This window comes from Micromonospora sp. NPDC047134, from assembly GCF_040643455.1.
GTDB lineage: Bacteria > Actinomycetota > Actinomycetes > Mycobacteriales > Micromonosporaceae > Micromonospora.
Genome location: NZ_JBEYUI010000009.1, coordinates 26954 through 48337, shown reverse-complemented (window position 1 = coordinate 48337; position 21384 = coordinate 26954). Strand labels below are relative to the sequence as shown.

Here is a 21384-nt window from a genome sequence, read left to right as displayed (position 1 = left end):
TCTGGTTACGCTGTGACCGCCGTCAGGAGACGGCCGCTGGCTGGGGGAGGCGGCGTCATGCAGCGTGCGACGAGAACCCTGACCGCGGCCCTGGCCGTCGCGGTGCTGCTGGTGGGCTGCGGTGCGCCCCACGGGCTGGACGGTGACCTGACCGACGACTGGGCGGCTTTGGCCGCGCCCGGTGCCTTCACCCCGGCCGCCGAGGTCTGCCACGAGGCGGACTTCGCCGACGCGGTGTCGTTGGCGGCGTACGCCCCGGTGGACTGTGCCACCCCGCACCGGGTGGAGACCGTGCACGTCGGGACCTTCCCGGCCGAGCGCAAGGAACCACCCCCGGTGGCCTCACCCGAACTGCGTACCGCCTTCGCGGACTGCGACAAACGGGCCAACGCCTACGTGGGGGACAACTGGCGGGCCGGTCGACTGCGGCTGGCGGTGGCGGTCCCCACCGGGGCGGGCTGGGCCGCGGGGTCGCGGTGGTACCGCTGCGACCTGATGGAGGTGACCACGGCCGAGGCGGGCGCCAAGGTGGTGACCCGCAGCGGCTCCCTGCGCAACGCGCTGCGGCCCCCCTCGCCGCTGTGGCTGGGCTGCCAGCAGGCCCGCACGGACCGCTCCCGGGTGGTGCGCTCTCTGGTGCCGGTGGACTGCGCCGAGCGCCACGACGCCGAGTTCGCCGGAGTGTGGCAGGCACCTGATCGCCCGTACCCGAAGAACAGCGCGCAGTGGGCCCCCTTCTACGCCGGGTGCCGTACGGTGCTCGCCCGCTACGCCGGGGTGCCGGACGACGGTGACCTGATCTACCGCAGTGACCTGGTGGTCCGTCCGCCCGGCGCCGGGCGGTGGCAGGTGGGGGACCGGGGAGTGCGTTGCTACCTCTGGCTCGGCGACCGGAAGGTGACCGGTTCACTCAAGGGGGCCGGCCCGGCCGGACTCCCGGTTAGGACGAAGTAGCGGGAACCACTCGTCCCGCCCCCGCCGCCCGAGCCGAGTGACCTTCGGGTTGACTGGGGGGATGCAGTTACCGACCGTCGGCTTGCCGGCGCTGCCCCGCCTGCTGTCCGCTCCGGCGCCGGGTTGGGTGGAGACCACCGACGTGATCGTGGTCGGCTCCGGGGTGGCCGGGCTGACCGCCGCCCTGCACCTGCGGGAGGCCGGCCTGCACGTCACCGTGGTCACCAAGGTCAACATCGACGAGGGTTCGACCCGCTGGGCCCAGGGGGGCATCGCGGCCGTCCTCGACCCGGCGGACACCCCGGCGATGCACGCCGCCGACACCGAGATCGCCGGGGTGGGGCTGTGCGATCCGGCTGCGGTCCGGGTGCTGGTCGAGGAGGGGCCGACCCGGCTGCGGGAACTCATGCGGATCGGGGCCGCCTTCGACCGCAACCTGGACGGTTCGTTGGCGCTGACCCGGGAGGGCGGGCACCGGGCCGACCGGATCGTGCACGCCGGTGGCGACGCGACCGGCGCGGAGGTCCAACGGGCCCTGCACGAGGCGGTCCGCCGGGACCCGTGGATCCGCCTGGTCGAACACGCCCTGGTGCTGGACCTGCTCCGGGCCCCCGGTGCCGGCCCGGACGGGCTGGGCAGGGCGTGCGGCATCACCCTGCACGTGCTCGGTGAGGGCAGTGAGGACGGTGTGGGTGCCATCCTTGGCCGGGCCGTGGTGCTGGCCACCGGCGGTCTGGGGCAGGTCTTCGCGGCGACCACCAATCCCCCGGTCTCCACCGGCGACGGGGTGGCCCTGGCCATGCGGGCCGGTGCGGCCGTGACCGATGTGGAGTTCGTGCAGTTCCACCCGACCGCCCTGATCGTGCCGGAGCAGGCCCGTACCCCGGACGCCGGTCACGCCCAGCAGCCCCTGGTCTCCGAGGCGCTGCGCGGCGAGGGCGCGCATCTGGTGGACGCCGACGGCAAGCGGTTCATGCTCGGCCAGCACGAACTGGCGGAACTGGCCCCTCGGGACGTGGTGGCCAAGGGCATCCACCGGGTGTTGCTGGCCACCGGTGACGACCACGTCTACCTGGACGCCCGCCACCTCGGCGGCGAGTTCCTGGCCCGCCGGTTCCCCACCATCGTCGCCTCCTGCCGGACCATCGGGGTGGACCCGGCCGAGGACCTGATCCCGGTGGCACCGGCCGCCCACTACGCCTCCGGCGGGGTCCGCACCGACCTGCACGGCCGTACCTCCATCCCCGGCCTGTACGCCTGCGGCGAGGTCGCCTGCACCGGCGTGCACGGCGCCAACCGGCTGGCCAGCAACTCCCTGCTGGAGGGTTTGGTCTTCTCCCGGCGGATCGCCGACCACATCGCGGCCGGTCTGCCTGAGCAGGCCCGCCCGGCGGACACCGGGGCCTGGCGCGGGGGAGCGGGCTGGGTGGTGCCGGCCGCCACCACACCCGCCCTGCAACGGGCGATGACCCGGGGTGCGGGAGTGCTCCGCTCGTCGGCGACCCTGGCCGCCACCGCGGCCGAACTGGTCGAGCTGAGTGCCGGTCGGGGTACCCCCCGGACCGCCGACTGGGAGGCGACCAACCTGCTGACGGTGGCGAGCGCCCTGGTGGCTGCCGCGTACGCCCGGCAGGAGACCCGGGGCTGCCACTGGCGGGAGGACCACCCGGAGGCGGACGAGCGGTGGCACGGCCACCTGGTCGGCGCGATCGGTACGGAGAACCAGTTGACCATGCGGTGGGAGGAGACCCGATGAGTGACGGCGGTGCCGCGGTGGCCGGCCTGAGTGTCCGGACGGAAGGGCTGCTGCGGGCGGCCGGACTGGAGCCGGAGCAGGTACGCCGGATCATCGAGACCGCGCTGGTCGAGGATCTGGGTCCGGATCTGCTCGACGTGACCAGCGTGGCGACCATCCCGGCTACCCAGATGGACACCGCCGACGTGGTGGCACGGGCCGACGGGGTGGTGGCCGGGCTGGCCGTGGCCGCCGCCGTGTTCGAACTCGCCGACGAACTGACCGGCTCCGGTCGTACCGTCGCGGTGTCCGTGGTGGCCCGCGACGGTGATCGGGTGGCCCGCGGCGATGTGCTGGCCACGGTGACCGGCCCCACCCGGGTGCTGCTCACCGGCGAACGCACCGCCCTCAACCTGCTGAGCCGGATGTCCGGGGTGGCCACCCACACCCGGGCCTGGGCGGACGCCCTGGCCGGCAGCAAGGCGATGGTCCTGGACACCCGCAAGACCACCCCGGGCCTGCGTGCCCTGGAGAAGTACGCGGTCCGCGCCGGCGGTGGCACCAACAAGCGGATGGGCCTGTACGACGTCGCCATGATCAAGGACAACCACAAGTACGCCGCGGGCGGGATCACCGCGGCCTACCGGCGGGTCCGTGCGGCCTTCCCTGAGGTGCCGGTGCAGGTGGAGGTGGACACCCTCGCCGAGGCGGTGGAGGCGGTCGAGGCCGGCGCCACCTTCCTGCTGCTGGACAACATGCCCCCCGCTCTGCTCACCGAGGTGGTGGCGGCCGTCGGGGACCGGGCCGAGCTGGAGGCCACCGGCGGGCTGACCCTCGCCGACGCCGCCGAGGTCGGGGCGACCGGAGTGGACTATCTCTCCGTAGGTGCCCTGACCCACTCCTCGCCGATCCTGGACATCGCCCTGGACCTGCGTACGGAGTGAGCCCGGCCGGGCCGGCCGTCTAGGCTGCGGGGCGTGCTGCTCTGCATCGACATCGGGAACACCAACACCGTGCTGGCGACCTTCGACGGCGACCAACTGGTGCACTCCTGGCGGATCAAGACCGACGCCCGCTCGACCGCCGACGAGCTGGGGCTGATGTTCCGGGGACTGCTGGCCGGGGACGCCGTCGAGATCACCGGGGTGGCGGCCTGCTCGACCGTGCCGGCCGCCCTGCGCTCGCTGCGGACCATGCTGACCCGCTACTACGGGGCACTGCCTAGCGTGATCGTGGAGCCGGGGGTACGCACCGGCGTGCAACTGGCCATCGACAACCCCAAGGAGGTCGGTACCGACCGGGTGGTCAACACCCTGGCCGCGTACAGCCTCTACGGGGGGCCCTCGATCGTGGTCGACTTCGGTACCACCACCAACTTCGACGTGATCAGCGGTCGGGGCGAGTTCCTCGGCGGGGCCTTCGCCCCCGGCATCGAGATCTCCTTCGACGCCCTGGCGGCCCGCGCCGCCCAGCTCCGCAAGGTCGAGGCGACCAAGCCGCGTTCGGTGATCGGCAAGAACACCGTGGAGTGTCTCCAGGCCGGGCTCTACTTCGGGTTCGCCGGTCAGGTGGATCGGATCGTCGAGCGGATGGCCGAGGAGATGGGCGAGTTGAAGGCGGTGATCGCTACGGGTGGGTTGGCGCCGCTGGTGCTCAATGAGTGCCGGACGATCACGCATCATGAGCCGATGATCACTCTGATGGGGTTGCGCATGGTTTATGAGCGGAACGTCTGATTGCTCTTTGGGGTTTCCGGGCAGCCCGACCGGCTCCGGGCGGTCAGGCTTGATCCCTGCGCCGGTCGGGCTGCCCGGAAACCCGTCGGTGCGCCGGCTCAGCCGTTCCTTGCGGGCTTGAGGGGGTGTCCGGGCTGCACCGTCTTGGTGGGGTGGGTCATTAGGGGGTGGGCTATCCGGTGATGGGGGGTGGGGGGCTTGAGTACGCTCTGGGCTTGACCCCGCCCGAATTCTCCTTCTGAGGAAGCGTGCCGTGACCCAGCAGAGCCCCGTGCCAGTCGACCCCGCCGACGACCTTCCCGAGCAGATGAAGGTCCGCCGGGAGAAGCGGGAGCGGATGCTCGCCGACGGCGTCGAGCCGTACCCGGTCAGCTTCTCGCGCACCAGCAGCCTCGCCGAGGTGCGGGAGCGCTACGCCGACCTGCCCACGGACACCGCCACCGGCGACCAGGTCTCGGTCACCGGCCGGGTGATCTTCGTACGGAACACCGGCAAGCTCTGCTTCGCCACCCTGCGGGACGGGGACGGCACCGAGTTGCAGGCCATGCTCTCCCTGGACCGGGTCGGCGCCGAGCGGCTGGAGGACTGGAAGCGCCTGATCGACCTCGGGGACCTGGTCGGCATCACCGGCGAGGTGATCACCAGTCGGCGGGGGGAGCTGTCCGTGCTCGCCGAGCAGTGGGCGGTCACCGCCAAGGCGCTGCGCCCGCTGCCGGTGGCGCACAAGCCCCTCAGCGAGGAGGCCCGGGTACGGCAGCGGTACGTCGACCTGATCGTCCGGCCGCAGGCCCGCCAGATGGTGCGTACCCGGGCGACTGCGGTGCGCAGTCTGCGCGATTCGCTGCACGGTAAGGGATTCATCGAGGTCGAGACCCCGATGCTCCAGTTGCTGCACGGTGGCGCGACCGCCCGGCCTTTCGTGACCCACAGCAATGCCCTCGACACCGACCTGTATCTACGAATCGCGCCGGAACTGTTTCTCAAGCGCGCCGTGGTGGGTGGTGTCGAGCGGGTGTTCGAGATCAACCGTAACTTCCGTAATGAGGGCATCGACTCTTCGCACTCACCGGAGTTCGCGATGCTGGAGGCGTACGAGGCGTACGGCGACTACAACACGATGGCCGAGTTGACCCGCAATCTCGTCCAGCAGGCGGCGATCGCGGCGACCGGATCGACCGTGGTGACGCACGCCGACGGTCAGGAGTACGACCTGGGCGGTGAGTGGCGTTCGGTGAGCCTCTTCGGTGTGCTTTCCGAGGCCCTCGGCGAAGAGGTCACCGTCCGCACCGAGCGCGACCGTCTGGTCGAGTACGCCGACAAGGTGGGGGTCAGCGTCGACCCCAAGTGGGGGCCGGGCAAGTTGGCCGAGGAGTTGTTCGAGGAGTTGGTCGTACCGGGGCTTCAGGCGCCTACTTTCGTACGCGACTATCCGGAGGAGACCAGCCCGCTGACCCGGGGCCATCGCAGTGAGCCGGGTTTGGCGGAGAAGTGGGACCTGTACGTGTTCGGCTTCGAGTTGGCCACCGCGTACTCGGAGTTGGTCGACCCGGTGGTGCAGCGGGAACGGCTGATCGCCCAGGCGCAACTGGCCGCGCGCGGCGACGACGAGGCGATGCGACTCGACGAGGACTTTCTCCGGGCGATGGAGTACGGAATGCCGCCGGCCGGTGGCATGGGAATGGGAATCGATCGACTCCTGATGGCGCTGACCGGGCTGGGAATTCGGGAAACCATCCTGTTCCCGTTGGTTCGCCCCGAGTAGTCGCTGGGAAGCTTCTCGGGTCGTTACCGGATCCTATTGACGGGGCAAGCATCTGGCAGGTTATTGTTGCCCTGCAGATGGCAGTACCAGCCCTGCTCGAAAGGAATGTGGGACGTGGCCAAGCAGATCATTCACAAGCTGGTCGATGACCTGGACGGCGGGGACGCGGACGAGACCGTCAAGTTCGCGCTCGACGGCGTGCAGTATGAGATCGACCTCTCGAGTTCCAACGCCGAGAAATTGCGTGACGCATTCGCGCAGTACATCGCCAACGGCACCAAGGTGGGTCGTGGCGGTGTGGTCGTGGGTGGGCGTGCCGCCCGCGGTCGGGGTGGTGCGACAGCCGACCGTGAGCAGAACAAGGCCATCCGGGCCTGGGCGCGTAAAGCCGGCAAGGACATCTCCGACCGGGGTCGGATCCCCCAGGAGATCGTCGACGAGTACCACGCCAAGGCGGGGCACTGAGACGAACCTGCGAAGGTCATCGGTCGACGCCGGCCCGGAGGAATCTCTGGGCCGGCGTCGCCGTCTCTCGGCCCGGTCGCCCGGCGCGGGCCGGCCCCTCGGCGGGTTCGGGACTAAACCCGAGGGGTCGGACGTTGTCCACAACCGGTGGATGTCTTGTCCACAGCCTGTGGATGGCGTCACCCCTCGATGGTGTCGGACGGGCTGCCGTTCGGTCTCCGGAGCCCCTCCGTGCGCGCTCCGGACGGCTTGTGGCCGCCGGTCGAATTTCGCTCTGCGCGTACAGACCCCCCGCCCGGAACACCCGTTGAGCGCGGAGGGTTGTGCAAAACGACGCGTACCGGGCCCACCGCGCAGACACACGAGGTCAGCCGAACCCGTTCGCGGCGATAGAGTAATGAGGCGCGGACGTCCGTCCCGGGCGCTCGCGCACCGGCCCCGCCGAGAGTCTTGACCACCAAGATCGAGTGCGCACGGCACGTGAGGAGCACGAGGGCATGTTCGAGCGGTTCACCGACCGAGCGCGACGGGTTGTCGTCCTGGCCCAAGAAGAGGCCCGGATGCTCAACCACAACTACATCGGTACGGAACACATCCTGTTGGGCCTGATCCACGAGGGTGAGGGCGTCGCGGCCAAGGCCCTGGAGAGCCTCGGGATCTCCCTGGAGGGCGTCCGCCAGCAGGTGGAGGAGATCATCGGCCAGGGCCAGCAGGCGCCGAGCGGGCACATCCCGTTCACGCCGCGGGCCAAGAAGGTGCTGGAGCTGTCCCTGCGCGAGGCGCTGCAGCTCGGCCACAACTACATCGGCACGGAGCACATCCTGCTCGGCCTGATCCGTGAGGGCGAGGGCGTCGCCGCCCAGGTGCTGGTCAAGCTCGGCGCCGACCTCAACCGGGTCCGCCAGCAGGTGATCCAGCTGCTCTCCGGCTACCAGGGCAAGGAGCCGGCCGCGGCGGGCACCGCCCCGGGTGAGGCCGCGCCGTCGACCAGCCTGGTGCTGGACCAGTTCGGCCGGAACCTGACCCAGGCGGCCCGGGAGGGCAAGCTCGACCCGGTGATCGGGCGCGAGAAGGAAATCGAGCGGGTCATGCAGGTGCTCTCCCGCCGTACCAAGAACAACCCGGTCCTGATCGGTGAGCCCGGCGTCGGTAAGACCGCCGTGGTCGAGGGACTGTCCCAGAAGATCATCAAGGGCGAGGTGCCCGAGACCCTCAAGGACAAGCAGCTCTACACCCTCGACCTGGGTGCCCTGGTGGCCGGCTCCCGCTACCGCGGTGACTTCGAGGAGCGCCTGAAGAAGGTGCTCAAGGAGATCCGCACCCGCGGTGACATCATCCTGTTCATCGACGAGATCCACACCCTGGTGGGTGCGGGTGCCGCCGAGGGCGCGATCGACGCGGCGAGCATCCTGAAGCCGATGCTGGCCCGGGGTGAGCTGCAGACCATCGGCGCGACCACCCTCGACGAGTACCGCAAGCACCTGGAGAAGGACGCGGCTCTGGAGCGCCGGTTCCAGCCGATCCAGGTGGGTGAGCCCTCGCTGGCGCACACCATCGAGATCCTCAAGGGCCTGCGCGACCGCTACGAGGCGCACCACCGCGTCTCGATCACCGACGCTGCGCTCGTGGCTGCCGCAACTCTGGCCGATAGATACATCTCCGACCGGTTCCTGCCGGACAAGGCGATCGACCTCATCGACGAGGCCGGTGCCCGGATGCGGATCCGCCGGATGACCGCGCCGCCGGACCTGCGTGACTTCGACGAGCGCATCGCCCAGGTGCGTCGCGACAAGGAGTCCGCGATCGACGCGCAGGACTTCGAGCGCGCCGCCCAGCTGCGCGACAAGGAGAAGCAGCTGCTGGGTCAGAAGGCGCAGCGGGAGAAGGAGTGGAAGGCCGGTGACCTGGACGTCGTCAGCGAGGTCGACGACGAGCAGATCGCCGAGGTGCTGGGCAACTGGACGGGCATCCCGGTCTACAAGCTGACCGAGGAGGAGACCTCCCGCCTGCTGCGCATGGAGGACGAGCTGCACAAGCGCGTCATCGGCCAGGAGGACGCGGTCAAGGCGGTCTCGAAGGCCATCCGGCGTACCCGGGCCGGCCTGAAGGACCCCAAGCGCCCCTCGGGCTCGTTCATCTTCGCCGGTCCGTCCGGTGTGGGTAAGACCGAGCTGTCCAAGGCCCTGGCCGAGTTCCTGTTCGGCAGCGAGGACGCCCTCATCCAGCTGGACATGTCGGAGTTCCACGACCGGTACACGGTCTCCCGGCTCGTCGGTGCCCCTCCCGGGTACGTCGGCTACGACGAGGGTGGGCAGCTGACCGAGAAGGTGCGGCGTCGGCCGTTCTCGGTGGTGCTGTTCGACGAGATCGAGAAGGCCCACCCGGACGTGTTCAACACCCTGCTCCAGATCCTGGAGGACGGTCGGCTCACCGATGGTCAGGGCCGGATCGTGGACTTCAAGAACACGGTCATCATCCTGACCACCAACCTGGGCACCCGGGACGTGGCCAAGGCGGTCTCGCTGGGCTTCCAGGCCTCGGAGGACTCCGAGTCGAACTACGACCGGATGAAGCAGAAGGTCAACGACGAGCTCAAGCAGCACTTCCGGCCCGAGTTCCTGAACCGGATCGACGACACCATCGTCTTCCACCAGCTGCGTCAGACGGAGATCCTGTCGATCGTCGACATCATGATCGCCCGGATCGAGACCCAGCTGCGGAACAAGGACATGGGCCTTGAGCTGACTGACAACGCCAAGAAGTACCTGGCTGCCAAGGGCTTCGACCCGGTGCTGGGCGCCCGGCCGCTGCGCCGCACGATCCAGCGCGACATCGAGGACAACCTCTCCGAGCGGATCCTGTTCAACGAGCTGATCCCGGGTCAGATCGTCGTGGTGGACTGCGAGGGGGACCCGAACGACATCGACAAGTCCAAGCTCGTCTTCAAGGGCTCCGATCGCCCGGTCGACGTGCCGGACGCCGTCCCGGCTGATCTCGGTGGCACCGCTACCACCGGTGCGGACGAGTCGGCGGCCTGAGTTCTACCAGCTCACATCAGCGGCGGCCCGGTGGCAGATGCCACCGGGCCGCCGCTTTGCGTACCCCGGGTCGGGCCGCTGCCGCCGGGATTATCAGGTGGTTTGTGCATCTATGGGCGATGTGATGGAGGCTGGCAGCCCGGATCGACCGCCGGGTGGCTGCCGTCACGCTGTGTGAGGGCATGACCGAGCGCCAGGAGCGGTTGTACGAGGGGTAACCGGAGCGGCACTCCACGAACATGCTGCTGCTCGCCAGCGCTCGCCTTGCCGAAGAAGGCCGAGGTGGGCTGCTACTTCCCCCCGACGCGGTTCGCACCCTCCCCTTGCCGGGTGTCGTGTCGATCCCCCGAGATGGAAGGCGCTGACCCATGACGACTCTGATGCAGAAGGCCGCCCTGACCGTCGCCGGTGCCGTCTTCGCCGGTGGCATGGTCGCCGGTCCGACCGCAGCCCTCGCCGCCCCCCAGACCTCCAGCCCACTGATCGCCGACCACGATCAGGCCAAGGGCGAGCGGCAGCTCAAGGTGCGCTATCAGGCCCAGTCGAACTACTACTACTGCGGCCCGGCCGCGGTGCGCAACGCCCTGACGACGCTGGACAAGGACGTTTCCCAGGACGACCTGGCCCGGGAGATGGGCACCACCGAGCGGGGCACCGACTCCGCGTACGACATCACCAAGGCGCTCAACAAGCGGGTCGGCAAGGAGGTCTACCGCACGGTGGAGGTCCCGGGTCGTTCCGCCGACCGGGCTGAGACCGACCGGCTGCGGGCCGACATCGTCCGCGCGGTCGACGAGGGCCGCGGCGTGGTGGCCAACGTGGCCGGCACCGCGGTCGACCTCAGCGGTCAGACCCACTCCTTCGAGGGCGGCCACTACATCTCGGTGACCGGCTACCGGGACGGCGGCGCCCAGGCGAAGATCGCTGACTCCGCCGACCCCGTGCAGGCCGAGTACTGGATCGACACCGAGGCGCTGGCCGACTGGGTGGCCACCCGCGGCTACTCCGCCTGATCCACCAGCAAGCAGCACAGGGCCGGCCTCCATCGGGAGGCCGGCCCTGTCGCGTCAGAGGGGTTCAGCTCGGCACGGGGGCTGGTGGGCCGTCGCCGATCAGGCGGAAGGAGGCCTCGCCGACCGGCTCGACCAGACCGTCGGTGATCAGGCCGGCGAGGGCCCGGGCCCGTTGCACCTCGTCCGCCCAGACCTGGTCCAGTCGCTGGTGCGGCACCGGACCGGTCGCCTCCCGGAGCACCCCGAGCAGCAGCCCGCGCACCTGGCGGTCGGTGCCCGCGTACCGCTGGGGGCGTCGGGTCGGCCCGGCCGGAGCGACCTGCCCCGAGGCCCGCCAGGCACAGGTGGCCTCCACCGGGCAGGCCGTGCAGCGCGGCGACCGGGCGGTGCAGATCAGCGCCCCCAGTTCCATGATCGCGGCGCTGGCCAGTGCCGCGGCGGCCGGATCGGCCGGCAGCAGTTCCTCGGTCGCGACCAGGTCGGCGGGCCGGGTGGCGGGGCCGGCGTCCGGCTCACCGGCGATGGCCCGGCACACCACCCGGCGTACGTTGGTGTCGACCACCGGGTGCCGCTGGCCGAACGCGAAGGCCGCCACCGCCCTGGCCGTGTACGTACCGACGCCGGGTAGGGCCAGCAACTGGTCCAGGCGGCCCGGCACCTGCCCGCCGTGCCGTTCCACGATCGCCACCGCGCAGTCGCGCAGCCGTACGGCGCGGCGCGGATAGCCGAGCCGTCCCCACATGCGGATGGCCTCGGCCGGGCTGTCCTGGGCCAGGGCGGCCGGGGTGGGCCAGCGCTCCAGCCAGGCCTGCCAGGCGGGCAGCACCCGGACCACCGGGGTCTGCTGGAGCATCACCTCGCTGACCAGGATCGCCCAGGGGGTGACCTCGGGTTCCCGCCAGGGCAGGTCCCGGGCGTTGCGCTCGTACCACCGGCTCACCTGGCCGGCGAATGTCGATTCCCTCATCGCGCCGCTGATGATGTCACGCGCCCAGGTTCCGCCGTTCGGACGCCTCCGGGCGGGCCGTGGCCAGTGGCGATCGACGATCGGAGAGAATGCCCGGATGAACGAGCTCGCGATCACCGTCATCGGCCGGGACCGGCCGGGCATCGTGGCCGACGTCGCCGAGGTGCTCGCTCGGCTCGGGGCCAACCTGACCGACAGCACGATGACCCGGCTACGCGGACACTTCGCGATGACCCTCATCTGCGTCGGTCCGACCTCCGCGGCGGTCGAGGACGCCCTGGGCCCACTGACCGCCGACGGCCAGCTGCTGGCGACCGTACGCGAGGTGCGGCCGGACGGGGAGGTCGCCTCGGCCGGTGAGCGGTACGTGATGTCGGTGCACGGTGCGGACCGGATGGGCATCGTGGCCGCGATGACCCGGGCGGTCACCGAGGCCGGCGGTAACGTCACCGACCTGAGTACCCGGCTGGCGGGAACCCTCTACGTGGTCGTCGCCGAGGTCGACCTGCCGGCCGGCGCCTCCGACGCCCTGACCGGCCGGTTGGCGCAGGTGGCCGCCGACCTGGGTGTGGAGGTAGCTCTCCGTCCCGCCGACCCGGATCTGCTGTGACCGGGCAGACGGGCGGGCCGGAGTCGGACCCGCAGACGGATACCTCGACCGGCCTCGGCGACTGGACCCCGGAACTGGTCGGTGCGGGCCAGGTGCTGCCGGTGGTCTCCGCGCCGCACCCGGCGCTGAGCCGGGCCGGTGACCAGGTCGACCCGACCGCCGAGGAGACCGTACGGCTGGCGGCCGACCTGATCGCCACCATGCGGGTGTCACCCGGCTGTGTCGGCCTGGCCGCCCCGCAGGTGGGGGTGGGTGCGCAGGTGTTCGCGGTGGATGTCACCGGACACCCCAAGGCGGTCACCGTGCACGGCACCTTCGTGCTCTGCAACGCGCGGGTGGTCGAGGCGACCCGGTGGAAGGCGGGCCGGGAGGGGTGCATGTCCGTCCCGGACCTCACCGGGGACGTCAAGCGCGCCAGCCGGCTCGTGGTCGAAGGGGCGCTGCCCGGCAGCGGCAAGCAGATACGCCTGGTGACGGACGGTTTCGAGGCGCGTGCCCTGCAACACGAGATCGACCACTGCTCCGGTCTGCTCTTCCTGGACCGGGTGGCCGGGGCCCACGCGATCTACCAGCGCAAGGTCTACCTCTGAGCCGCCCCTGACAGCACTCAGAGTGACGGAACTGTCGACATTGGAGGGTGGGTTCCGGTGGCTCCGGTACGCCTCGGCGCGTCGTCACCGTCCGTCGCGCATGGCGCCGCTACGGTGGGGGCATCATGCGTCTGACGGTCGGCCCCCTGCCTCCCGCCGTGTACTGGCGGCGTCGCGCCGTCGTGCTCGGCGCGGTCCTGCTCTTCCTGATTGTCCTGCTCTACTCGTGCAACGGTCCGCGTGGCGGCAAAGATGCCACCGGGCAGGGGCAGCCCGATCCGGGCGTCTCCGGCACCCCGGAGCCCACCGGTTCGGTGTTGACCCCGCAGACCGGGTCACCCCCGCCCTCGGGTGACGCCGGTGCCGGCCCGGCCAGCCCTTCCGGCACTCCCTCGCCCGACACGAGCCTGACCAACGATCCGCCGGCCGTCGCCCCGGTGGCCGACGAGGGCACCTGCACGGACACGGAGCTGGCGGTGACCGCCCAGGCCGTGCCGAACCGGGTGGTCCGGGGTGCCGCGGTGGACCTGCACCTGAAGGTCCGTAACCGGGCCGACCGGACCTGCAACCGGGATGTCGGGGCGACCGCCCAGGAGATCTACATCAAGTCCGGTGCCGACGTGGTGTGGTCGTCGGACACCTGCGGCACCGCCGCCGGGTCGGACGTGCAGTCCTTCACCCCGGGCTTCGAGCGCGCCTACCAGGTCGGTTGGAACGGCAAGGACAGCAGCCGGTGCGCCAACGGGCTGGCCAGCGGCGACACCCCGCCGGCCGGGACCTACCAGGTGTTCGCCCGGGTGGGCACCAAGCTGAGTCAGCCGGCCAAGCTCGTGCTCACCGACTGACCTGACCCTCAGACGTACCGCTCCAGGATGGACGCCTCGGCCAGCCGGGACAGTCCCTCGCGTACGCCTCGGGCCCGGGCGTCGCCGACCCCCTCGACGGCCTGCAGGTCCTCCACGGTGGCCCCGAGCAGCCGCTGAAGGCTGCCGAAGTGCACCACCAGCCGGTCCACCACGGTCACCGGCAGTCGGGGCACCTTGGCCAGCAGGCGGAATCCGCGCGGGCTGACGGCCGCGTCCAGCGCGTCGGAGGCGGCCGGGTAGCCGATGGCCTTGGCCACCGAGACCAGGTCGATCAGCTCGGTGGCACTGAGCAGGTCCAGCTCGACCAGGGCCTCGTCCAGGGTGCGGGACTTGCGGCCGGTGGGCAGGTAGTCCCGGATGACCAGGGTGCGGTCCGCGTCCACCCCGGCCATCAACTCGTCCAGTTGCAGGGCCAGCAGTCGACCGTCCGTGCCCAGTTCCACCACGTACCCGGCGATCTCGTCGGCGATGCGGCGGACCATCTCCAGCCGCTGCACCACCGCCACGGCGTCACGTACGGTGACCAGATCCTCGATCTCCAGGGCGGAGAGGGTGCCGGAGACCTCGTCCAGCCGGAGCTTGTACCGCTCCAGGGTGGCCAGGGCCTGGTTGGCCCGGGACAGGATCGCCGCCGAGTCGTCCAACACGTGCCGTTGCCCGTTGACGTAGAGGCTGATGATCCGCATCGACTGGCTGACCGAGATCACCGGGTAGCCGGTCTGCCGGGCGACCCGTTCCGCCGTGCGGTGTCGGGTGCCCGACTCCTCGGTGGGAATGGTCGGGTCCGGCATCAGGTGCACCGCCGCGCGGACGATCCGGGTGCCGTCACTGGACAGCACGACCGCGCCGTCCATCTTGCACAGTTCACGGACCCGGGTAGCGGAGAACTCCACGTCGAGGGGGAAGCCGCCGGTGCACAGGCCCTCGACCACCTTGTCGTAGCCGAGCACGATCAGCGCGCCCGTCCGGCCGCGCAGGATGCGTTCCAAGCCGTCGCGCAGCGCGGTGCCGGGCGCCATCAGGGCCAGGTTGGCGCGCAGCGGATCGCCGGCGCTGCCGCCCCCGGTCACGCTGATGCTGATCGGACGGGCGGGCGAGCCCACGGCGCCGGTGCGGGCGTGGGGAGTCGCGCCGGCAGGCTTGGTGGTTTCGCGGTCGACTGGCACGGGCACAGTCTACGGACTGCCCTGCGGTGGGTGCTCCTGTGGTTACTGTGATGTGTCATGATCCGCCTGTCCGGTCCCTGCCGGGCGGATCGCCCGGGAACGTGGCATTCATTCCGCCGAGGCCCGAGCCGCAGCCTGAAGGGCTGAACGGACGTTGTCGACCTCGATCACCCGCATCTGTTCCGGCCCGGCGCCGGTGCTGCTCGGCCCGCATCCGGGGGGCACCAGGGCCAGCCGGAAGCCGAGCCGGGCCGCCTCGGTCAGCCGGCGGGGCACCGCACCGACCCGGCGTACCTCCCCGGTCAGGCCGACCTCGCCGATCGCCACCAGGTGGGGTGCGATCGCCAGGTTCAGGCCCCCGGAGGCGACCGCCAACGCGACCGCCAGGTCCGCGGCCGGTTCCACTACCCGGATGCCTCCGACGGTGGCCGCGAAGACCTCCCGGTCGTGCAGGGTCAGCCGCTCGGTGCGGCGCTGGAGCACCGCCAGCACCATCGCCAGACGGGCCGAGTCCAGTCCGGAGACCGTACGCCGGGGGGAGCCGGCCACGGTGGCCCCGATCAGCGCCTGCACCTCGGTGACCAGGGCCCGCCGTCCCTCCATCGCCACGGTCACGCAGGTGCCCGGCACCGGCTCGGCGTAGCGGGTGAGGAACAGCCCGGAGGGGTCGGCGAGGCTGCTGATGCCACCCTCGTGCATCTCGAAGCACCCGACCTCGTCGGCGGCACCGAAGCGGTTCTTCACCCCGCGCACCATCCGCAGCGAGGAGTGCTTGTCGCCCTCGAAGTGCAGCACCACGTCGACCAGATGCTCCAGCACCCGAGGGCCGGCCACCTGGCCGTCCTTGGTGACGTGGCCGACCAGCACGGTGGCGATGCCGCGCTCCTTGGCGACCGAGACCAGCGCGGCGGTGACCGCCCGGACCTGGGTCACCCCGCCGGGCACCCCCTCGGTGCCGGTGGTGGAGATGGTCTGCACGGAGTCGAGCACCAGCAGGCCGGGCTTGACCGCGTCGAGGTGACCCAGCACCGCGGCCAGGTCACTCTCGGCGGCCAGGTAGAGCTGCTCGTGCAGGGTGCCCATCCGCTCGGCGCGCAGCCGCACCTGACTGACGGACTCCTCGCCGCTGACCACCAGCGAGGGGCTGCCCGCACCGGCCGCCCACTGCTGGGCCACGTCGAGCAGCAGGGTGGACTTGCCGACCCCGGGCTCACCGGCGAGCAGCACCACCGCCCCCGGCACCAGCCCGCCACCGAGCACCCGGTCCAGCTCGCTGACCCCGGTGGGTCGGGCCCGGGCCGGTGCCGCGCTGATGGTGGCGATCGGTCGGGCCGGCTCGGCGGGCATCCGGGAGCTGACCACCCGCCCGGAGACCGTGGGACCGGTGACGGTGCACTCGACCACCGAACCCCATTCGCCGCATTCCGGGCAGCGCCCCACCCACTTCGGTGGCTGGTGGCCACAGGCGTCGCACTCGTACGCGGGTCGGGGCTCACGGGCGGAGGCCTTGCCGCGCCCACCGGTGCCGCCTCGGGCCGGAGTCGATCGGGAGATGCTCACCCCAGCGACGCTAACCCCCGGGTATGACGACGGCGCCGCCGGCATGGGGTCACCACGCCGACGGCGCCGCACGATCGGGCGGATTGGCTACCGCCCCGGGGCTTCTAGTGGCCGCCTTCACCCTCGTACTCGGTGTGCCGCTCGATGATCGGCGAGGGCGGCGGCGGCGGGGTGAGCGGCACGGCCACCGGCGCCGGGCTGGTGATCTGGTCGCCGCCACCGAAGTCGAAGTTGAGGTTGATGTTCTGACCGGCGAGCGCGGCCACGTTCAGCCCGATCAACTGGAGCACCCGGTCACCCTCGGTGTTCAGCTGCACGTAGCTCAGCGGCGGGATCTCGATGCGGGCCGGCTGGTTGGTCGGCGACGAGGTCGGCTCCGGCGACGGCGAGTCGTCCGGGGAGGCGGAGTCGTCCGGGGACGGGGAGCCCGACGGGGAGGGGGAGCCGGTCGGCGAGGGGCTGCCGGTCGGGGTCGGGCTGGTCGCCGCGCGGACCGTGGTGAGCACCACCTCGCGGGCGTCCGGCGAGGTCACCGTCACGGTGATCGGCTCGTGGGTGTCGTTGTAGAAGACCGCGTTCAGCACCGCGTTGTCGCCGGGGCGGTAGCCCTCGACACCGGGGTAGTCGACCAGTACGCCCAGCACGCCGTACTTGCCCTCGGTGCTCTTGAGGTTGATGCCCTGCACCGACGGCACCTTGTTGGCCGTCTCGGAGATCTGGCCGGCGCCGCACCCGGACAGCAGCAGCGCCGCTGCCGCCGCGATCCCGGGCAGCAGTACGGCAGCTCGCCGGGAACCCCTGATCGAGCGCGTCACGTCGGTCCTCCTCGTCACGATCACACCCGGCTACGCCGCCGGACCCGCTGGCCATGCCCGCGCAGACCGCGCTCCAGGGTAGTTGGAGCTGATCGTGGCCCGCACGCCGACCCGGGGCAGCCACCTGCCCGGGTGAGGTTTCAGAACAGCCGACCGCTGGTGACCAGCAGTACGACGTCGAGCAGGGCCACCAGCATCATCGCCCGGAAAGCGGCCACCGGACGGGTGCCGGCGCGTTGGGCGGCGCGCCCGGCGTACCCGGCGGAAATGGTGATCATCACGGCCGCGACGATCGCCGCCAGGCCCACTCCCGAGGGGGGCCCGGGGGGCCCGAACACCAGGGTGCCGGTGGCCGCCGTCAGCAGGCCGACGGCGGCCCACCGGCTGCCCGCCGGACCCAGCCGGTGCGGCAGCCCGCGTACCCCTGTGCGGGCGTCGTCCGCGAAGTCCGGCAGCACGTTGGCGAAGTGTGCCCCCGCCCCCAGCAGGGCGGCGGCGGCGACCAGCCAGACCGGCGGGGCCGGTGCCTCGGGTCGGGCCAGCACCACGAAGGCGGGCAGGCTACCGAAGGAGATCGCGTACGGCAGCACCGAGATGGCGGTGAACTTCAGCGGCCAGTCGTAGAGCAGGGCCGAGACCAGCCCGATGCTCGCCCATCCGGCGGCCACCGGTGTGGTGGTCAGGGCCAGGGCCACCGTGGTGACGGCGGCCACCGCCGCGGCCACCCCCACCAGGCGGCGGCTGACCAGCCCGGTCGCCACGGGTTTGTCGGTCCGCCCGACCAGGGCGTCCCGGTCGGCGTCGACCAGGTCGTTGGTCCAGCCGACCGCGAACTGACTGGCCGCCACGGTCAGCGCCACCGTGGCGATGCCCCCGGGTGGATGACCGGTGCCGGCGGCGAGCAGGGCGGCCACTGTGGTGACTGCCGCCGTAGGTTCCGGATGGCTCGCCCTGACCAGCCCTAACACCGTCGACGACATAACGGAAGTCTGGTCGTTACCCGCGAGTCGTGCCACGCTCGGTGACATGCGTGATGCCGGCTTGAGCCTGCCCCGCAACGATCCACGTCAGTACGACGAGCTGGCCGACGAGTGGTGGCGGCCGGATGGCGTCTTCGCCATGCTGCACTGGCTGGCCGAGGCCCGGGCGATGCTGGTGCCACCGGCCACCCGTCCCGGAGCCATCCTGGTCGACCTGGGTTGCGGCGCCGGCCTGATGGCTCCGCATCTGGTCGGCAAGGGCTACCGGCACATCGGGGTGGACCTGACCCGTTCGGCCCTGACCCAGGCGGCCGACCACGGGGTGACCGTGGTCAACGGTGACGCCATGGCGGTGCCCCTGGCCGACGGCTGCGCCGATGTGGTCACCGCCGGAGAGCTGCTGGAACATGTCCCGGACTGGCGGGTGACGGTAGCCCAGGCCTGCCGGCTGCTGCGCCCCGGCGGCCTGCTGGTGGTGGACACCCTCAACGACACCGCCCTGAGCCGGCTGGTCGCCGTCCGGATCGCCGAGCGGCTGCCCACCGTGCCGCGTGGCATCCACGACCCACGGTTGTTCGTGGACGATCGTGAACTGGTGGCCGAGTGTGCCCGGCACGGAGTGGACCTGCGGGTCCACGGTGTCCGGCCGGGGGTGCCCGGCCTGCTGCGCTGGCTGGTCCGCCGGGCGCGCGGCCGGGCCACCGCACCCGGGCAGGCCCCGCGCATCGTGCCGACCGGCTCGACGGCCGTGCTCTACCAGGGACGCGGGGTACGCGACGGGTAGCGGAACTCCACGGGGGTATGACGATGGTCGAGGAGGGTGCCATGAAGGTGCGTCAGCGGATGGATCGTCGACCCGGTGTGGAGCGCCGGCATGGGTGACGGGGTAACCGAGGCCCGGAGGTTGGCACCCCGGTTGGCGGCCAGGGCCGCCGGACACGACCGGGAGGGCTCCTTCCCGGCCGAGGACTTCGCCGATCTGCATTCGGCCGGCCTGTTCGGGCTGATGGTGCCCGAGGCTCTGGGGGGCTCCGGTGCCACCTTCGCCCAGTACGCGGCCGTCGCCACCGAGCTGGCCCGGGGCAACGGGGCCACCGCCCTGGTGTTCAACATGCACGCCTCCGTCACCGGGGCCCTGGGGGCGGTGACCGAGGAACTGGCCGAGGCTCTCGGCGTACCGCAGGAGGCACTTGCCGCCCGGGACCGGCTGCTGCGGGCGGCGGCCGAGGGGGCCTGGTACGCCGTGGCGATGAGCGAACGCGGGGCCGGGGCCCGGCTGTCGCAGCTCAGCACGGTGTACGAGGCGGTCGAGGGCGGCTGGCGGATCAAGGGCAGCAAGACCTTCTGCTCCGGCGCCGGGCACGCCGACGGCTACCTGGTGGCCGCCCGCAGCGCCACCGACCCCTCACTGGTCTCCCAGTTCCTGGTCCCGGCGGGCGAGGGCATCACCGTCGAGCCGACCTGGGACTCCCTGGGCATGCGGGCCACCGCCTCGCACGACCTGCACCTGGACGTGACCGTCCCGACCGACCGGCTGCTCGGCGGGGTGGAGGGGCTGGCCCTGGTGGTGGCCCAGCTCATGCCGCACTGGCTGGTGGCCAGCTACGCCGCCGTCTATGTAGGGGTGGCCCGGGCCGCGGTGGAGGCGGCGGCCGAACACCTGAACGCCCGGGACCTGGCCGGCCTGCCGGCGGTACGCGCCCGCCTGGGCCGGGCGGACGCCGCCGTGGCGGCAGCCCAGTTGACGGTGGCCGAGGCGGCCCGGCGGGTCGACGAGGCGCCCGGTGACGCCGAGACCAACCGGTGGGTGTGGCGGGCCAAGCTGCTGGCCGGTACGACCGCCGCCGAGGTGGCCGCCGCCATGCTGGAGGCGGCCGGTACCTCCGCCACCCGACGTGGCCATCCTCTGGAGCGGCTCTACCGGGATGCCCGGTGCGGATCGCTGCATCCGGCCACCTCGGACGTCTGCGCGGACTGGCTGGGGGTCGCCGCTCTCGGCGGTGACCCGGACCGTGCGGGATCGGCCCCTCGTTGGTGAGGGTGGAAGTCGTCCGGAGCAGGGGGAGGGAACAGCCGTGTCGGTACCGGTGATCGCGGGCCTGGGCACGGCTTCGCCGCCCTCGGCCCACCAGGACGAGTTGTGGGAGCGGTTCTTCTCCCGGCACTACTCCGGCACCACCCGTGCCCTGGCCCAGCGGATCTTCGCGAACTCCGGGGTGGAGCGGCGCCAGGCCGCCGTCAACCCCCTGATCGAGGATGTCTCCGACTGGCCGACCGAGCGGCGGATGCGCCGCTACCAGGTGGAGGCGTTGCCGCTGGGCAAGGAGGCGGTGGGTAGGGCGCTGACCTCGGCGGGGCTGGCCGCCGGTGACATCGGGCTGTTCGTCGTCTGTTCCTGCACCGGGTACGCCACCCCGGGGTTGGACATCCTGCTGGCCCGGGATCTGGGCATGGCCCCGTCGACCCAGCGGATGTTCGTCGGCCATATGGGCTGCTACGCGGCGCTGCCCGGGCTGGGAGCGGCGAGTGACTTCGTGACCGCCCGGGGGCGGCCGGCGCTGCTGCTCTGCACCGAACTGACCAGCCTGCATCTGCAACCGTCGTCCGCCCGGGTGGACACCCAGCAGATCGTCTCGCACGCCCTCTTCTCGGACGCGGCCGTCGCCGCGGTGCTGGTGCCCGGAGGGCGTGGGTACGCCGTGCGCGCGGTCACCTCGGTCACCGACTCCTCCACCGCCGACCACATGACCTGGGACGTGACCGACACCGGGTTCCGGATGGGGCTGTCCCCCAAGGTGCCGCAGGTGCTGTCGACCCATGTCCGGGGCTTGGTGGATGAGCTGTTGGCCGGGCACGGCTCCACCCTGTCCGAGGTGGACGGCTGGGCGGTGCATCCGGGTGGGCCCCGCATCCTGACCGTGGTGGAGCGGGAGCTGGCCCTGGCCCCGACCGCCTTGGCCGCTTCCCGGCAGACCCTGGCGGAGAACGGCAACTGCTCGTCCCCCACGGTGCTGCTGATTCTCGACCGGCTGCTGCGGTCCGCCCCGTCGCCGCGTCGGGTGGTGATGCTCGCCTTCGGACCCGGATTGACCCTTTACGCGGCGCTGTTGGAGCGGCACGGCTGAAG

At 71.5% G+C, this 21384-nt stretch carries 19 protein-coding genes; 14 read left to right on the top strand and 5 right to left on the bottom strand.

The genetic code is table 11. The features are described 5' to 3' along the window. Positions 1-57 precede the first annotated feature (57 nt). The 8 genes from ABZ795_RS13620 (at position 58) to ABZ795_RS13585 (ending at position 10703) form a co-directional block, all read left to right on the top strand. On the top strand, positions 58-954 hold the full coding sequence (locus tag ABZ795_RS13620; protein WP_357530519.1) for a septum formation family protein: 897 nt from the start codon (positions 58-60) through the stop codon (positions 952-954). A 61-nt stretch (positions 955-1015) separates the two neighbouring features. Next, on the top strand, positions 1016-2710 hold the full coding sequence (locus tag ABZ795_RS13615) for an L-aspartate oxidase (protein WP_357530518.1): 1695 nt from the start codon (positions 1016-1018) through the stop codon (positions 2708-2710). Positions 2711-2736: 26 nt separating this feature from the next. Next, positions 2737-3633, top strand: coding sequence for a carboxylating nicotinate-nucleotide diphosphorylase (gene nadC, locus ABZ795_RS13610; protein WP_357530608.1), 897 nt, complete (start codon positions 2737-2739; stop codon positions 3631-3633). 33 nt (positions 3634-3666) lie between these two features. Next, complete coding sequence (locus ABZ795_RS13605; protein ID WP_357530517.1) at positions 3667-4425, top strand: type III pantothenate kinase; 759 nt, start codon at positions 3667-3669, stop codon at positions 4423-4425. A 253-nt stretch (positions 4426-4678) separates the two neighbouring features. Beyond that, complete coding sequence (lysS, locus tag ABZ795_RS13600) at positions 4679-6187, top strand: lysine--tRNA ligase (protein WP_357530516.1); 1509 nt, start codon at positions 4679-4681, stop codon at positions 6185-6187. Positions 6188-6301: 114 nt separating this feature from the next. Continuing rightward, positions 6302-6652 carry an Lsr2 family protein gene (locus ABZ795_RS13595; protein ID WP_327023783.1) on the top strand — a complete coding sequence of 117 codons (351 nt, stop codon included), beginning with the start codon at positions 6302-6304 and terminating at the stop codon, positions 6650-6652. A gap of 497 nt (positions 6653-7149) precedes the next feature. Then, complete coding sequence (locus ABZ795_RS13590) at positions 7150-9690, top strand: ATP-dependent Clp protease ATP-binding subunit (RefSeq protein WP_327027387.1); 2541 nt, start codon at positions 7150-7152, stop codon at positions 9688-9690. 368 nt (positions 9691-10058) lie between these two features. Next, entirely contained in the window at positions 10059-10703 is a 645-nt protein-coding gene (locus ABZ795_RS13585; protein WP_357530515.1) for a C39 family peptidase, read from the top strand. A gap of 64 nt (positions 10704-10767) precedes the next feature. Here the strand turns inward: ABZ795_RS13585 and ABZ795_RS13580 are convergent, their stop codons facing one another. Further along, on the bottom strand, positions 10768-11670 hold the full coding sequence (locus ABZ795_RS13580) for an A/G-specific adenine glycosylase (RefSeq protein ID WP_357530514.1): 903 nt from the start codon (positions 11668-11670) through the stop codon (positions 10768-10770). 97 nt (positions 11671-11767) lie between these two features. On the opposite strand from ABZ795_RS13580, the gene ABZ795_RS13575 reads away from it, so the two are divergent. From ABZ795_RS13575 to ABZ795_RS13565, 3 genes are all read left to right on the top strand, one after another. After that, positions 11768-12280, top strand: coding sequence for an ACT domain-containing protein (locus ABZ795_RS13575; protein ID WP_357530513.1), 513 nt, complete (start codon positions 11768-11770; stop codon positions 12278-12280). Beyond that, on the top strand, positions 12277-12870 hold the full coding sequence (locus tag ABZ795_RS13570) for a peptide deformylase (RefSeq protein ID WP_327023787.1): 594 nt from the start codon (positions 12277-12279) through the stop codon (positions 12868-12870). The genes ABZ795_RS13575 and ABZ795_RS13570 overlap by 4 nt, the downstream gene beginning before the upstream one ends. A gap of 125 nt (positions 12871-12995) precedes the next feature. After that, positions 12996-13715 (top strand): hypothetical protein, encoded by a 720-nt coding sequence (locus tag ABZ795_RS13565; protein ID WP_327023788.1) that lies wholly within the window; start codon positions 12996-12998, stop codon positions 13713-13715. Between the two features lie 8 nt (positions 13716-13723). Here the strand turns inward: ABZ795_RS13565 and disA are convergent, their stop codons facing one another. From disA to ABZ795_RS13545, 4 genes are all read right to left on the bottom strand, one after another. Then, positions 13724-14902 (bottom strand): DNA integrity scanning diadenylate cyclase DisA, encoded by a 1179-nt coding sequence (gene disA, locus ABZ795_RS13560; protein ID WP_357530512.1) that lies wholly within the window; start codon positions 14900-14902, stop codon positions 13724-13726. Positions 14903-15010: 108 nt separating this feature from the next. Beyond that, a complete protein-coding gene (gene radA / locus ABZ795_RS13555) occupies positions 15011-16462 on the bottom strand; it encodes a DNA repair protein RadA (protein ID WP_327023790.1) in 1452 nt (483 codons plus the stop codon). A 104-nt stretch (positions 16463-16566) separates the two neighbouring features. Then, positions 16567-17277, bottom strand: coding sequence for a hypothetical protein (locus ABZ795_RS13550; protein ID WP_357530511.1), 711 nt, complete (start codon positions 17275-17277; stop codon positions 16567-16569). 140 nt (positions 17278-17417) lie between these two features. Then, a complete protein-coding gene (locus ABZ795_RS13545; RefSeq protein WP_357530510.1) occupies positions 17418-18305 on the bottom strand; it encodes a UbiA family prenyltransferase in 888 nt (295 codons plus the stop codon). Here ABZ795_RS13545 and ABZ795_RS13540 point away from each other — a divergent pair. From ABZ795_RS13540 to ABZ795_RS13530, 3 genes are all read left to right on the top strand, one after another. Further along, positions 18304-19041 (top strand): methyltransferase domain-containing protein, encoded by a 738-nt coding sequence (locus tag ABZ795_RS13540; protein ID WP_357530509.1) that lies wholly within the window; start codon positions 18304-18306, stop codon positions 19039-19041. The genes ABZ795_RS13545 and ABZ795_RS13540 overlap by 2 nt on opposite strands. Positions 19042-19131: 90 nt before the next feature. Further along, on the top strand, positions 19132-20295 hold the full coding sequence (locus tag ABZ795_RS13535; protein WP_357530508.1) for an acyl-CoA dehydrogenase family protein: 1164 nt from the start codon (positions 19132-19134) through the stop codon (positions 20293-20295). A gap of 37 nt (positions 20296-20332) precedes the next feature. Then, positions 20333-21382: a type III polyketide synthase gene (locus ABZ795_RS13530; protein ID WP_357530507.1), complete on the top strand. Its 1050-nt coding sequence runs from the start codon at positions 20333-20335 to the stop codon at positions 21380-21382. The last annotated feature ends 2 nt before the right edge of the window (positions 21383-21384 follow it).

Excerpts from the sequence above, each read along its gene's own strand:
- ABZ795_RS13590 (WP_327027387.1), top strand. The coding sequence starts at position 7,150 with ATGTTCGAGCGGTTCACCGACCGAGCGCGACGGGTTGTCGTCCTGGCC.
- ABZ795_RS13535 (WP_357530508.1), top strand. The coding sequence starts at position 19,132 with ATGGGTGACGGGGTAACCGAGGCCCGGAGGTTGGCACCCCGGTTGGCG.
- ABZ795_RS13585 (WP_357530515.1), top strand. The coding sequence starts at position 10,059 with ATGACGACTCTGATGCAGAAGGCCGCCCTGACCGTCGCCGGTGCCGTC.
- ABZ795_RS13580 (WP_357530514.1), bottom strand. The coding sequence starts at position 11,670 with ATGAGGGAATCGACATTCGCCGGCCAGGTGAGCCGGTGGTACGAGCGC.
- ABZ795_RS13545 (WP_357530510.1), bottom strand. The coding sequence starts at position 18,305 with ATGTCACCGAGCGTGGCACGACTCGCGGGTAACGACCAGACTTCCGTT.
- ABZ795_RS13565 (WP_327023788.1), top strand. The coding sequence starts at position 12,996 with ATGCGTCTGACGGTCGGCCCCCTGCCTCCCGCCGTGTACTGGCGGCGT.
- ABZ795_RS13615 (WP_357530518.1), top strand. The coding sequence starts at position 1,016 with ATGCAGTTACCGACCGTCGGCTTGCCGGCGCTGCCCCGCCTGCTGTCC.
- ABZ795_RS13540 (WP_357530509.1), top strand. The coding sequence starts at position 18,304 with ATGCGTGATGCCGGCTTGAGCCTGCCCCGCAACGATCCACGTCAGTAC.
- ABZ795_RS13575 (WP_357530513.1), top strand. The coding sequence starts at position 11,768 with ATGAACGAGCTCGCGATCACCGTCATCGGCCGGGACCGGCCGGGCATC.
- ABZ795_RS13620 (WP_357530519.1), top strand. The coding sequence starts at position 58 with ATGCAGCGTGCGACGAGAACCCTGACCGCGGCCCTGGCCGTCGCGGTG.